Below are 13,089 nucleotides of genomic sequence, written 5' to 3'. Positions count from 1 at the left end.
AGCTTAGGTGGTAAAGTAAATGCTATAGCAAGGTGAACATCACTAATTTACACCATCAATGCTTCATTTTATGCCATTTCCAAGGCAAAACGTTGATGAATAGCGAGCTATTTATCAACGTTTTAACGCAGGTAATGGCTTAAAAGGGAGGATTGAGCAAGTACTGCTTATCCAGAGTTCAGGTTATTTATACACCTACCCTATTGATTAAATTTTAGAAAAACCAACCCGTGGGATCGGGATGTGCAGTTTTTGCATCTAATGACTTCATGCCTTTTACACACCTGACAATAAGCCAAATAACCCAAAATAAAAGCACTAACCAGCCAACAAGAATAATAGAAAGTATAGAACCAAGAATAATATACAAAGCTCCTATCCAGAATGTTCTAATTTGAAATTGATAATGTGTTCTAAGCCATTCGGGTGCATCATCTTTATTGATATAAGCCATAACGACACCAATAATGCCTGTGATACCAAAAAAGATACCTACCATATACAGTATATATACAATCTTAGCTGTACCCTCAGTTGAAGGCCCCTCGTTTATAACAACTTCACTCATTTATTTTCCCCTTTTATGATGTTTTTATTTTCGTCAGCTTTACTTTAGTTTTGAAATGCCAATTAAAAGCGCAATAACGCCACCAACCATTCCACCCCAAGCTTCAATAGGCGTATCGCCACTTACTACCCGAGTAACTTGCGAGGTTGCAGAATCATAAATGTTATAGCCCCACAGTGCTAAAGCTACACCAACAACAACTAGCACTATACCAATAATTTTATTATTCATTTTCGCTCCAAACTTGTTTAAAGTTATAGTCAAATATTTTTGTGCTAAAAATATAATTAACTGAAATTTCAATTGTTAACAGTACGATTAGCATTTAGTTATTTAAGTAAATATACAGCGCTTACATAATGACTTCAATGACTTAGTTTCTTGGATATGTTCAAAACATTGTCAGTAGTTTTTTATTACATAGACTTTACAAGTAATGTAATCACTGTACATTAACTAGCTGATATACTGACAAAAAAATATATAAGCACTTGTTATTAAGTTATTTAAAGTTACAGAATTGATTTAAGTTAATAACAAACAATTTAAAATTGCTGAGCAATGAGTAACTGTTAAGGAAATTTATGGATTTAATGCAAGGTTTAATACTGATCACTTCCATTCATTTGTTGGCTGCGGCATCTCCTGGGCCTGATTTCATTTTAGTGTCGCAACAAACCTTGTCTAATGGCAAACGCTCTGGTTTTATGGTCAGCATTGGTATCGCCTTAGGCTTATCGGTACATATAATTTACTCAGCTTTAGGCTTGGCCGCGGTAATTGCCAGTTCAGCAACCGCTTTATGGGTGATAAAAATAATTGGTGGCTGTTATTTACTTTATTTAGGAGTGCAAGGCTTAAGAGCTCAACCTCAAAGTAAGGTTGAGAGTTCATTAACAACGAAAAAAATTGTAAAACATTCAAGTATCAAAGCGATAGCGAAAGGCTTTTTATGCAATGCACTAAATCCGAAAGCGCCAATATATTTTGTCGCATTATTTACTGTGGTGTTATCACCTAATTTACCATTATTACATTTGGTTATTTATGGTGCGTGGATGATGTTTTTACAACTACTTTGGTTTTCTACCGTGGTAGTTTTATTGTCTAGGCCTAGTGTTAATGAAAAATTTCAACGTTTAGGTCATTGGATCGATCGCATACTTGGCGGCGCTATGATATTAATAGGCTTAAAAGTACTTACTAGCAAAATACATTAGGGAATTATTATGTCTACCAATACAACAACTAAAGAATATAGTGATTTTAAGTCTTTCTACCCTTTTTATTTAAGCCAACATCAAAATACAACCTGTAGGTTATTGCATTTTATTGGCTCTAGTTTAATCCTAATAACATTAGCCTATATATTTATAAGTGCTTCTTGGGTGTTACTTTGGACAATACCTTTATTGGGTTATGGCTTTGCTTGGGTTGGGCATTTCTTTTTCGAGAAGAATAAACCCGCAACATTTACCTACCCCGTTTATAGCTTTATAGGCGACTGGGTTATGTATAAAGATCTACTTATAGGTAAACTCAAGTTTTAGCACTTTATTTGAGTTTAGCGCTAAATAGCTAAGTACCCACTAGGTAATTATCTCGTAAAATCTTTCTTATCAAAATTATTGTCATAGCATTAAGTACTATCGCATCATGCCAAGTCAAATATTTTTAACATCAAGTATAAAGTATTTGACTTAAATTCCACCTTCAACTAAAGTCAAAATTACATGACATCATGTCAAATATTTTGTACTCGTTTAAGCGGAGTTATAGCGTGGTAGTATTTTTATCTGGCGATAATTTATGGAAGGGAAATGGTTATGTCATACAAAGAAAGAAGTATTTGGGTCTCATTGGCCATCACGATATATATTTGGTTCAATTACTTTTCAACTATTTATCATTCAGTTCAAAGTCAAAACTTAACCATTAGTATTATGCAGTCAGCCTTGTTAAGTGTTGTAATAATGACTGTTGTTTTAGAGATTTTACATCATATAGTGATAGCAATAATTGATAATAAAAATGCCAATTATGATGAAGATGAGCGAGATAAAAAAATAGCACTTCTTGGTGCTAATAACGCTTATTACATTTTAAGCTTTACGACCATTGTTGCTGTGGTGCACTTACTTTTTCCTTTTATGAGCCATCATATAGAAGCACTAATTAATCTACCCAATGAGTATGTCATCATCAATATTATCATTATTGGTGCGCTTATTGCCGAGATTTCAAAGTTTGCCACACAAGTATTTTATTACCGAAAAGGCTTTTAAGGTGTCGAAAAAAATAACCAATAATATTAGACGCTTGCGATTTAATAACGATGAAATGACCCAACAAATGTTGGCCGATGTAGTGGGGGTTTCTAGACAAACAATTGTTGCCATAGAAAAAGATAAATACTCACCGTCTTTAGAAGTGGCGTTTAAAATAGCCGAGTTTTTTCAGGAGCCTTTAGATACAGTATTTCAGTATAAATAAAGTCTTGTAAATATAGCGGCTATTACCACAGCACTTTGTCTATCTCATTAAGTAACTCTTGGGTGTGCTTGTTAATGCCATCACTATCGTTATTCTTAATCGCCGACTCTAGGCCAATAGCATATTTAGATAAGTCAGCAAAACCAAACATTTGTGCGGCGCCGGCAATGCGATGCGATAACTTTGAAAGCTTGTCATTGTCATTATTGTTAATATGCAGAATAAGATCTTGCTGCTCTAACACTAGGTTAGATTTAAACTCTTTAACTAGATCTGACATATCAACCTGATCAAAACTTTCGTTAGCTTGCTCTTGTGTGATACTGCCGTCATAGTATTTTGCGATGGTGGGGATAAATATATTTCGTTCAATCGGCTTAGACAAATGCCCATTAAACCCTAATGATAAGTAGTGCGCTATTTCATGCGACATTGCATTCGCTGTTAAGGCAATAATCGGGGTTTGATAACCTTTCTGGCGTAAAATTTTAAACGCTTCAATACCATCCATTTCTGGCATTTGAATATCCATTAGTACTAAGCATGGTTGATGCTGCTGATATAGTGTAATAGCTTCATAACCATTACGTGCGGTTATAACATCTAGCCCTATTGAGGCAAGCAAACGAGCAATAAGCCGACGATTGTCGTTGTGGTCTTCTGCCAAAAGTATGGTACCTTGCAATTGTAGCTCAAGTTTATCTTTAGCTATTTGGTTCGATGATATTTTTTCTTCGCTACAATGTTCACTGATACTTGCATTACAAGGTAAGCTAAAAACAAAAACACTGCCTTGGTTTAACTCACTCTCTACTTCAATTTCTCCCCCCATAATTTTGGCTAATTGATCAGATAAACATAAACCTAGGCCTGTGCCACCAAAACGTCGATTAATGCTACTGTCGCCTTGAGTAAAGCTTTCGAATAAGTGTTGTAGCTGTGAGCTACTCATGCCGATGCCACTGTCGGTAATTTTAAACATTAAATGCGTTTCACTCTGGCTTATTTTTAATTCCACATGCCCTTTAGGCGTAAATTTAATGGCATTAGCACATAGATTGATCAAAATTTGTTTGACCCGAAAACCATCAATATCGATTAAAAATGGCTGAGGTAAGCAATGTACAATATCGAATGTTAAGCCTTTAGACTTAGCTTGCAAAGAAAACATATTAGCGAGCTCTTGCAAAATGTTATGTAAGTTTTGCCTTTGTATTTCAAGTTCTATTTTGTTCGCTTCAATTTTACTTAAATCGAGAATATTGTTGGTAAGTTCCAATAAATGTAGGCTGTTACCAAGAATTATTTCCACCTCTTTACCGATAAACTCCTCTTCAACATCGCCATCAATAATAGCTTCAGCTTGTCCAATAACTGTGGTCAACGGGGTTCTTATTTCATGACTCATATTCGCTAAAAACTGGCTTTTAATATTATTGGCGTTTTGCAACTCTTGCATCAAATATTCAAGCTCGGTGGTACGTTGTTTAACTTTTGTTTCAAGCGCGCTTTTAGAACGACGCTCAATAATACGGTGGGTTATTAAAAAACTTATTAATAGTGTGGCAACAATGGCAATAATAATAATAGTTCGAGCCTGTGATGCTCGTTCCATTTCAAGCTCTTGTAAGCGCTTTTGCTGCTTTAGTTGTTGCACCTGTTGCTTTAGCTGCTTAGAGTTAAATAAGGCTAATTTGGAGTTAAGTTCACTATTAGACAATTCAAATTGTGCTTTCAAAAAGTCATACTGGCTAGATACTGCTTTATAATTTTGATGAAGCGCTGCGTATATTAGTGCTTTTAACGAAAGGTTATATTGTATTTGGTCTTTGATTTGTCGCTTTTCAGCAACCTCGTTTGACTGCTCTACTAACGTAAGTGCAGATTCATAATTTCCTTGATAAAAGTTAGCTTTAGCTAGGCTATATAATGTGCCTGCATAAGCATTGTCATGCCCTTGTTCAATACTGAGTTTAATTCCCTCTTTTGCATAAGCCATTGCTTTGTCGGAATTTTGAAGAGCATTGTGCAATTCAGCTAAATTATGTAAGACTGTAGCAAGATAAAAGTCGTCTTTGTTTTTTCGTGAAGAATTTAGCGACAAGAGCAAGTAGTACTCTGCTTTTACAAAATCTCCTTTATAGCGATAAGAAGTACCTAAGTCACAATAGGCCATCACAAGGCCTTGAAAATCGCCAATTTCTGTTCGTCTTTCTATTACATCGAGGTACATAGATATAGCAATATCGTAACGTTTTAATTCTAAATGAAAACCGGCAATATTAAATTTAACATCGATTTTATCGGCTTCACTACCATATACCTGATATATTTTCTCAGCTTTTTGGTAGCTAAGTAACGCACTTTCAAATTCACTAGTAACGGCATGTACTAAGGCTATATTATTGTATAAATTGGCTTGGGCAATAGGTTCATTAATGGTTAGGTAATAATTTAGTGCTTGTTGATAAGCGCTTAAAGCTAGCTCATTATTCCCCTTATAATAGGCATAAACTCCTACCCTTTTATAGGCGTCAGCTTCGAGTCGGTTAAAGTGAAACTTTTTAGCTAGCTCTTGTTCTTTTTGAGCAACAGTGATGGCATTTTCTAGTTGACCTAGTTGCTGTAGCACTCTGCTTTTAGTTGCTAATACAGCCAGTTTATTGAGTATCGGTAATGAATTATCTTCGCTTAGCGTGGTAATTAACTGTAAAGCTTCATTATTATCCTTCATGTTTTCAATCGCTAGTAGCCGTTGATTGAAGTTGTTTTCTCTATCAGGAAGTGAATTTTTATTTTGGCTATGTGCTGTAAAGCTGACGAAAAAAGTAACAAATAAAAATAATGCAGTAGTTAACACCCTACTATTGGAAATCGTCATCTATGACACCTTAAATACTTTATTTTTATTATAATTTAACTATCTGTAAGTTATATCACTTTACGTTTCTACTAACAATGCTGTACGAAACTGGCATTGATATATTCACAATGATACCGTGTTAGGTTCAATGTTATTTATTTAGCTCAATGGCTAAACGCTTGTTCTAGGGTTTTCAGAGGTATTCTCAACATTATTTATAAGACGCATTAATAATTTTTATAAAAAATAATTAATGCATGTGGCGTATACAAATAAATACGCTCGCACGTTTTTAATTTCTAAATGCTTTAAATATGTACTTCCCCCTGGTTAAACAATTCACATATTGTTAAATAACCTGAACTCTGGATAAGCAGCACTTGCTCAATGTTCCCTTTTAATCCATTTTCTGCGTTAAAACGTCGATAAATAGCGCGCTATTCATAAACGTTTTGCCTTGGAAATGGCATAAAATGAAGCATTGATGATATCTATTCGTGATGTTCACCTGGCTATAGCATTTACTTTATTACCTAAGCTTTTGGTTCACTTGAGTTTCAAGCACTCATTATCCAGAGTTCAGGTTAAATAATTACCATAATACTTGGTCTATTTCGTTAAGTAGTTTTTGAGTATATTCATTAACTTCTACGCTCTTATTATTTTTAATCGCAGCTTCTAGTTTAATAGCATATTGAGAAAGTTCAGCAAAACCAAACATTTGTGCTGCGCCAGCAATACGATGCGATAGTTTTGAAAGCTTCTCAAAGTTTTGATTGTTTATATGTAGTATTAAATCTTGCTGCTCTAATACTAAATTCGATTTAAACTCTTCAGCTAAATCGGTCATATCAACACTATTGAAACCTTCATTCGCTATTTCCAACGTAATACTACCATCGTAATACTTTGCAACTGTGTTTATAAACACATCTCGTTCAATGGGTTTTGATAAATGATCGTCAAAACCTAATGATAAATAGTGTTCTATTTCATGAGACATAGCATTAGCAGTTAGTGCAATCACAGGAGTTTGAAAGCCTTGTTGACGTAAAACTTTAAACGCCTCAATTCCATCCATTTCAGGCATTTGTATGTCCATTAGTACTAAAGTTGGATTATGCTGTTTAAATAACGTAATTGTTTCATGTCCATTTCGAGCGGTAATTACATCTAGTCCTATAGAAGCTAGTAGCCTTGCTATGAGTCGGCGGTTATCATTGTGATCGTCAGCAAGTAATATGGTGCCTGTTAGATTTTTCGGCGATACTACAGTGCTAATATCGGTATTAACATAAGTGTCAATTACCGATATTTTGTTCTCAATAAGTTGCTCATTAAATTTATTTTTACAAGGTAGACTAAAAGCAAAAACACTGCCTTGATTTAGCTCACTTTCTACTTCAATTTCCCCCCCCATAATTTTAGCTAATTGATCAGATAAACATAAGCCTAGCCCTGAGCCGCCAAAACGACGGTTAATGCTACTATCGCCTTGAGTAAAGCTTTCAAATAAGTGCTGTAATTGTGAGCTACTCATCCCAATACCACTGTCGGTAATTTTAAACATCAAATGTGTTGCCGTTTGACTTATATTTAATTCAACATGCCCTTTGGGTGTAAATTTAATGGCATTGGCACAAAGATTAATTAAAATTTGTTTAACACGAACACTGTCAATATCGATAAAAAATGGCTCTGGTAAGCGATGAACAATGTCAAATGTTAAGCCTTTAGATTTCGCCTGCAAACAAAACATATTGGCCAACTCTTGTAATATGTCATGCAAGTTTTGATTTTGTATTTCAAGCTCAATTTTGTTCGCTTCAATTTTGCTTAAGTCGAGAATATTATTGGTGAGTTCTAATAAATGTAAACTATTTCCGAGGATTATCTCCACTTCTTTACTGATATAAGCTTCTTCAACATCGCCATTTATTATTGCTTCAGCTTGACCAATAACCGTGGTTAACGGGGTTCTTATTTCATGGCTCATATTCGCTAAAAATTGGCTTTTAATATTATTGGCGCTTTGCAATTCTTGCATTAAATATTCAAGTTCAGTCGTACGCAATTTAACTTTTGACTCTAAAGCAATTTTCGAACGATTTTCTATTCCACGTCTTGCTACCAAAAATGCTATAACCGAGCTCGCTATAACAAGAATGATAATAATCATACGTGATTGAAACGCCCCTTCAACTTCAAATTGCTGTAATAATTTTTGTTGTTTTAATTGCGCAACTTGTTGCTTAAGTTGTTCAGAATCAAAAAGTGCTAACTGGGTGTTAAGTTGCTTATTTTCTAATTCAAGTTGTGTTTGTAAAAATGCTCGGTGGCTGGCAACCGCCTCAAAACTTTTATTCTGTGCAGCATAAATAAGCGCTTGCAACGACAAGTTAAATTTAAGTTGCTCTTTGTAATCTATTGTTTCGATTACCTTAGTAGATTCTTCAATGTGCTTTAATGCTAACTCATATTTCCCTTGATAAAAATAAGCGATAGCTAAACTATATTTAGCACCAACATAAGCAAGGCTATGACCTTGAGCAAGCGCAAGCGTAATACTTTCTTGTGCGTAATTTATCGCTTGCTCAATATTATGAAGAAAATTATTTAACTCGGCTAAATTATGTAATGTTGATGCGGCGTTATAGTCATCTTTATTTTTCCGATGAAGACTTAATGCTAATATCATGTAATGTTCAGCTTGTTGATAGTCTCCGGCATTTTTATAAGACGAACCTAAATCACTATAAGCTTTGGCAATGGCGACTTTATCTGACGTTTCTGACAGCTTTTCAATAATGTCATAATACATAGGTATTGAAGTATCAAACCGTTTTAAGCGTAAGTGCAAATTAGCAATATTACTTAGCACATCGATGTTATCTTTCTTACTGCCATATTTTTGATAAATAGGTTGAATTTTTTGGTAAATAGCCAATTCACGTTGAGGTTGAGAAGTTCGGCCATAAACTAAAGCGATATTATTGTATAAATTTGCTTGAGCAATAGGTTCATCGAGGGTGAGGTAATAATTAAGAGCTTGCTGATAAGAGAGAAGTGCCAACTGATTTTTGCCATTATAATAAGCATAAACACCCACTCTTTTATAGGCATCGGCTTCTATTCGAGTTAACTCAAATTGGTTTGCTAATTGTTGTTCTTGTTGCGCTACTTTAATCGCGTTTTCAAGTTGACCTAATTTATGCAGAATTCTCCCTTTACTGGCTAAGGCAGAAAGTTTTTCTAATGTTGATAGCCTTTCATCTTCACAAAGCACTGTAATTAGATTCAAGGCTTTATTTTGGTCTTCCAATGCCTCAATGACTAACAATTGCTGACCTAAATTTTTACCTAAGTATTGAAATGAGTGTTTACTTTGACTTTGTGCAGAATTATTAATTAAGAAGTTAGAAAGTATAATAAGCAAGTAGAATAAAAATGTTCGGTGAGGTACAGCCATTCATAACACCTTAAAATGCAATTTTTTTATTATCAATATCGTTATTTTTTTAGCTATTAACTGTAATCTATTATTTCAATTGATAAATTTATTTTTATAAGTCATTTATAGCATTTTAAAATTGTACAAACAACGCTATGGCTATTTCGATCATAAATTAGCTTAATGGCACAAGTTGTAAAAAAATGTAGTCTTAACATTTTTCATAAGTTGTTACTAAAAATTTTATTAAAATCTTAGCTAAAACGACGACAAAAAGCATATAATCCGACCCCTAAGCTATTTGTAACGAATTTAATTTAATTACCTCAATGTATCAAAATATTAAAACGACTTTTACTAAGTTAAGAAACAATAAGATTTTCGAGTTATCGGTGATCTGTGTGATCATAATTTCTGCTCTTGAAATTGGCGCAAAAACCTTCCCGCTTTCCAATACTGCTGTCTCTGTAACATCAGTGCTAGATACATTCATCACACTGTTTTTCTTATTTGAAATATCTTTACGCTTTCTAACAGAAGAAAACAAAAAACATTTTTTTAAGTCAGCATGGAATGTCTTCGATACGCTAGTGGTAGTAATAAGCCTTATACCCATTAATGATTCTGAAATGGCCTTACTCGCAAGGCTAGTGCGAGTATTTCGCGTATTACGTATGGTATCTGTAGTGCCGGAGCTGAGAATATTAATAAATTCATTGATAAAAGCCATGCCACAATTAGGTTATGTTTTGCTGCTTATGTTTATTATTTTCTACATCTATGCCGCTATCGGCAGCTTCTTATTTAATGCGATTAATCCAAAGTTATGGGGCGATATAGCAATATCTATGTTAACACTTTTTAGGGTGATGACCTTTGAGGATTGGACCGATATTCAATATGAAACAATGGAGGTATATCCTTATAGTTGGATATATTATATGACCTTCATCTTTTTCACCGCATTTGCATTTTTAAATATGGTTATCGGTATTGTTGTGAACGTTATGGAAGAAGAACGCTCAAGAGAGAAAAAGAAAACTGAGCCAACTTTAGGCGAGCTAAAACAAGAAATTTCTGAACTCAAGAGCCTTGTTATACAACTTAACGATAAAGCTAAATAGCCGCGTTTCATTAGTACAACAAATGATGTAAGTTGCACTTATAAAGACCTTAAGTATTATTAGTTCAGCTCTAGTAATTAATAAAACACCAAGAAAAGCCACTACAGTGGAGTTATTGCGAACTGTATTTTACAGACTTTTAATTTAGATACGTAAAGGTTAGAAGCATAAAATTAAGGCCGCTATTAATCAAGTCAACAGCGGCCCTAACAAATATTTTTAAATCAGCGTGATCAATTATTCACTTTGTATGGGTTCATCCCAAGAAAGATGATGATCACCTAAAACAACTAGATTTTCACTATTGATCAAACGCTGTGATGCCGTATATCCAAGTATGGTCTTTACTGTTTCATCTGGACGGCTTGAAATAATTGCAGTTTCATCTGATGAAAAATTACATAAACCGCGAGCGACTTCTTCACCTTTTTCGTCATAGACATGAAGGACATCAGCACGTTCAAAATTGCCATGAATTGAAACTACATCATGACAATAAAACCCGTCATCGCCACCAAACAATGCGTCTGCTACTTCTTGCTTTATGACTAAGCTACCTGCCATTTGAAGGCGATCAGTTAACCAAATATTCCAGGCAGAAGAAGGTGATGAGTGTGCAATACACTTAGTGTGTTTACGATCACCATTTAATACGCCTGTTACAGGTGCTTCCATGGTTCCTCGGGCAATAATAGTAGTACAACCAGCATTTTGCGCCATGTTTGCCGCTTGTAATTTTGTAAGCATACCGCCAGTTCCTAAAGAACTTGTGCCGCTAGCAGCTTCCATATAACTACTTACATCTTCAATAGAGTCTACGAAAATAGCCCCCTCTTCAGAAGGGTCGCGGTCATAAACACCATCAATACAAGTCAGGATAAATAATTGTTCAGCGCCGATCATTTGCGCTACTTTAGCGGCTAATCGGTCGTTGTCGCCAACACGAATTTCTTCGGTGGTTACGGTATCGTTTTCATTAACAATTGGCATTACACCTTGTTTGATTAAACGATGAACCGTGTTTTTAACATTAAGGAATCGACGTCTGTTTTCCAGATCATCTAGGGTAACTAAAACTTGTGCAATATCAAAACCATACTCTAATGCTATTTGCTTGTATGCGTGCATTAAAATAGGTTGTCCGCAAGCAGCGGCCGCTTGCTTATCTTGAACACTTGCGTTTTCAATTGTGCTGCCAATGGTATTTAGCCCTAAAGCTACAGAGCCTGATGAAGTCAATACAACTTCATAGCCTTGGTCGCGAAGATTAGCAATATCGCTGAGTAAGCCATGCATAAAAGCAAAGCTAGGGGTTAAATTTTTGACATTTGCTAGCAGGCTAGAGCCGACTTTAATAACTATGCGAGGTTTGTTTCGTGGTTTACTTTCTGATTTTGGTTGTTCTAATGTGGGCAAAATGACTCCGTACTTTGATTAATTAAAATAAATAACTGCACCGGCAATAACATCATCTAATAAGGCTTGTTGCTAAAGGAGCTACAATTATTCTCTGGAAACTTTCTCTAACTCGATTATCGCTCAGTAATTTTCTTAACACTTTAAAAGTTTACTGGTACTTTCCACGTTAAATAAGAAAAAAAGATCTAAAAATGTTGAAAATAAACGTTATTAATTGACAACAATCGACAAATGAGTTTGGAGATCATATACTAATCACCCTTTTTTTTCAATTGAACTTAAAATTGTCTCATGAAAATTTGAGCTTTAAGCTTTCAATAAAGTTTACATTCAGTGCTTCAAAGCTATTTATAGCACTTTGAAAGTGAGCTAAAACAATAGGAGATTTATGTCTTTACTTATGATTGGTTGTGGGAAAATGGGCAGTGCTTTACTGTCTCGCTGGGCAACCTCTACAGATCAAAATATCACCATCATTAATCCTTCATTAGTTAAAGCACCTGCTGGTGTTAAAGTTACACAAACCCTTGAAGAACTTTCTGGCCAACGTTTCGATTTTGTTGTTATTGCCATTAAGCCACAATTAATAGCGCACTTACTACCTGCTTATCAAGCTTATCTCAAAAGTAATGCCTGTGTAATTTCTATTGCTGCTGGCTACTCGGTTACTTCATTAGTAAAGCTCATCGGCGAACGTGCTATTGTGCGCGTAATGCCGAGTTTACCGGCACAAATTGGCCGTGGTGTTAGTGGAATATACGCTAATGCAATCTGCAGTGATGCTCAGTTAACCATCGCAAAACAATTAACAGATGCGGTAGGTTATACACATATTACTGATAACGAAGATGAACTTGATAGAGTAACGGCCGTTGCCAGAAGTGGCCCAGGCTACACTTTCGAAATTGCCCGTTGCTGGATTAACTCAGCGATTAACTTGGTTTTTTCTCCTAAAGCAGCTAAAGCTTTGGTGCTCAACACACTGGGCGGTTCAATTGAGCTAGCCATAGAAAGTAAAAGTAAAGTTACCAGTAAAAATGGCGCTACTCAAGCAGGTCTAGATACCTTAATGAAAAGCTCAACATTAGAAAGCTTACTTGATTCGACAGTGTTGTCGGCCTACGAACGCGCAATAACTTTGAGGTAATGATTAACACGTTATTATACGTTG

General features: G+C 35.1%; 11 protein-coding genes. 6 read left to right on the top strand and 5 right to left on the bottom strand.

The features are described from left to right. Nucleotides 1-214 precede the first annotated feature (214 nt). Together B6A32_RS14480 and B6A32_RS14475 are read right to left on the bottom strand one after the other, a co-directional pair. On the bottom strand, nucleotides 215-568 hold the full coding sequence (locus B6A32_RS14480) for a DUF4870 family protein (protein ID WP_085305335.1): 354 nt from the start codon (nucleotides 566-568) through the stop codon (nucleotides 215-217). A 39-nt stretch (nucleotides 569-607) separates the two neighbouring features. Beyond that, entirely contained in the window at nucleotides 608-799 is a 192-nt protein-coding gene (locus B6A32_RS14475; RefSeq protein WP_085305333.1) for a DUF3185 family protein, read from the bottom strand. A gap of 353 nt (nucleotides 800-1,152) precedes the next feature. Between B6A32_RS14475 and B6A32_RS14470 the strand changes: the two genes are divergently transcribed. The 4 genes from B6A32_RS14470 to B6A32_RS19470 all read left to right on the top strand — a co-directional run bounded on the left by B6A32_RS14470 (nucleotide 1,153) and on the right by B6A32_RS19470 (nucleotide 3,061). Continuing rightward, nucleotides 1,153-1,788 (top strand): LysE family translocator, encoded by a 636-nt coding sequence (locus tag B6A32_RS14470; RefSeq protein ID WP_085305331.1) that lies wholly within the window; start codon nucleotides 1,153-1,155, stop codon nucleotides 1,786-1,788. A 9-nt stretch (nucleotides 1,789-1,797) separates the two neighbouring features. Beyond that, complete coding sequence (locus tag B6A32_RS14465; protein ID WP_085305329.1) at nucleotides 1,798-2,118, top strand: DUF962 domain-containing protein; 321 nt, start codon at nucleotides 1,798-1,800, stop codon at nucleotides 2,116-2,118. A 276-nt stretch (nucleotides 2,119-2,394) separates the two neighbouring features. Further along, nucleotides 2,395-2,853, top strand: a complete 459-nt coding sequence (locus B6A32_RS14460; RefSeq protein WP_085305327.1) for a hypothetical protein — start codon at nucleotides 2,395-2,397, stop codon at nucleotides 2,851-2,853. A gap of 1 nt (nucleotide 2,854) precedes the next feature. Then, nucleotides 2,855-3,061 (top strand): helix-turn-helix transcriptional regulator, encoded by a 207-nt coding sequence (locus B6A32_RS19470; RefSeq protein WP_408607673.1) that lies wholly within the window; start codon nucleotides 2,855-2,857, stop codon nucleotides 3,059-3,061. 22 nt (nucleotides 3,062-3,083) lie between these two features. Here the strand turns inward: B6A32_RS19470 and B6A32_RS14450 are convergent, their stop codons facing one another. After that, entirely contained in the window at nucleotides 3,084-5,942 is a 2,859-nt protein-coding gene (locus tag B6A32_RS14450) for a response regulator (protein ID WP_085305323.1), read from the bottom strand. A 574-nt stretch (nucleotides 5,943-6,516) separates the two neighbouring features. Beyond that, nucleotides 6,517-9,393, bottom strand: a complete 2,877-nt coding sequence (locus B6A32_RS14445; RefSeq protein WP_085305321.1) for a response regulator — start codon at nucleotides 9,391-9,393, stop codon at nucleotides 6,517-6,519. 311 nt (nucleotides 9,394-9,704) lie between these two features. Between B6A32_RS14445 and B6A32_RS14440 the strand changes: the two genes are divergently transcribed. Continuing rightward, nucleotides 9,705-10,499, top strand: a complete 795-nt coding sequence (locus B6A32_RS14440; RefSeq protein WP_085305319.1) for an ion transporter — start codon at nucleotides 9,705-9,707, stop codon at nucleotides 10,497-10,499. A gap of 237 nt (nucleotides 10,500-10,736) precedes the next feature. Here B6A32_RS14440 and proB read toward each other — a convergent pair whose 3' ends face one another. After that, on the bottom strand, nucleotides 10,737-11,915 hold the full coding sequence (proB, locus tag B6A32_RS14435) for a glutamate 5-kinase (protein WP_085305317.1): 1,179 nt from the start codon (nucleotides 11,913-11,915) through the stop codon (nucleotides 10,737-10,739). 391 nt (nucleotides 11,916-12,306) lie between these two features. On the opposite strand from proB, the gene B6A32_RS14430 reads away from it, so the two are divergent. Next, entirely contained in the window at nucleotides 12,307-13,065 is a 759-nt protein-coding gene (locus B6A32_RS14430) for a pyrroline-5-carboxylate reductase family protein (protein WP_085305315.1), read from the top strand. The last annotated feature ends 24 nt before the right edge of the window (nucleotides 13,066-13,089 follow it).

It is taken from the genome of Colwellia polaris, assembly GCF_002104515.1.
Lineage (GTDB): Bacteria > Pseudomonadota > Gammaproteobacteria > Enterobacterales > Alteromonadaceae > Cognaticolwellia > Cognaticolwellia polaris.
This window is presented reverse-complemented; position numbering and strand designations above follow the sequence as displayed.

Coding starts and splice junctions, on each gene's coding strand:
- B6A32_RS14480 (WP_085305335.1), bottom strand. CDS start 568: ATGAGTGAAGTTGTTATAAACGAGGGGCCTTCAACTGAGGGTACAGCT.
- B6A32_RS14475 (WP_085305333.1), bottom strand. CDS start 799: ATGAATAATAAAATTATTGGTATAGTGCTAGTTGTTGTTGGTGTAGCT.
- B6A32_RS14470 (WP_085305331.1), top strand. CDS start 1,153: ATGGATTTAATGCAAGGTTTAATACTGATCACTTCCATTCATTTGTTG.
- B6A32_RS14465 (WP_085305329.1), top strand. CDS start 1,798: ATGTCTACCAATACAACAACTAAAGAATATAGTGATTTTAAGTCTTTC.
- B6A32_RS14460 (WP_085305327.1), top strand. CDS start 2,395: ATGTCATACAAAGAAAGAAGTATTTGGGTCTCATTGGCCATCACGATA.
- B6A32_RS14450 (WP_085305323.1), bottom strand. CDS start 5,942: ATGACGATTTCCAATAGTAGGGTGTTAACTACTGCATTATTTTTATTT.
- B6A32_RS14445 (WP_085305321.1), bottom strand. CDS start 9,393: ATGGCTGTACCTCACCGAACATTTTTATTCTACTTGCTTATTATACTT.
- B6A32_RS14440 (WP_085305319.1), top strand. CDS start 9,705: ATGTATCAAAATATTAAAACGACTTTTACTAAGTTAAGAAACAATAAG.
- B6A32_RS14430 (WP_085305315.1), top strand. CDS start 12,307: ATGTCTTTACTTATGATTGGTTGTGGGAAAATGGGCAGTGCTTTACTG.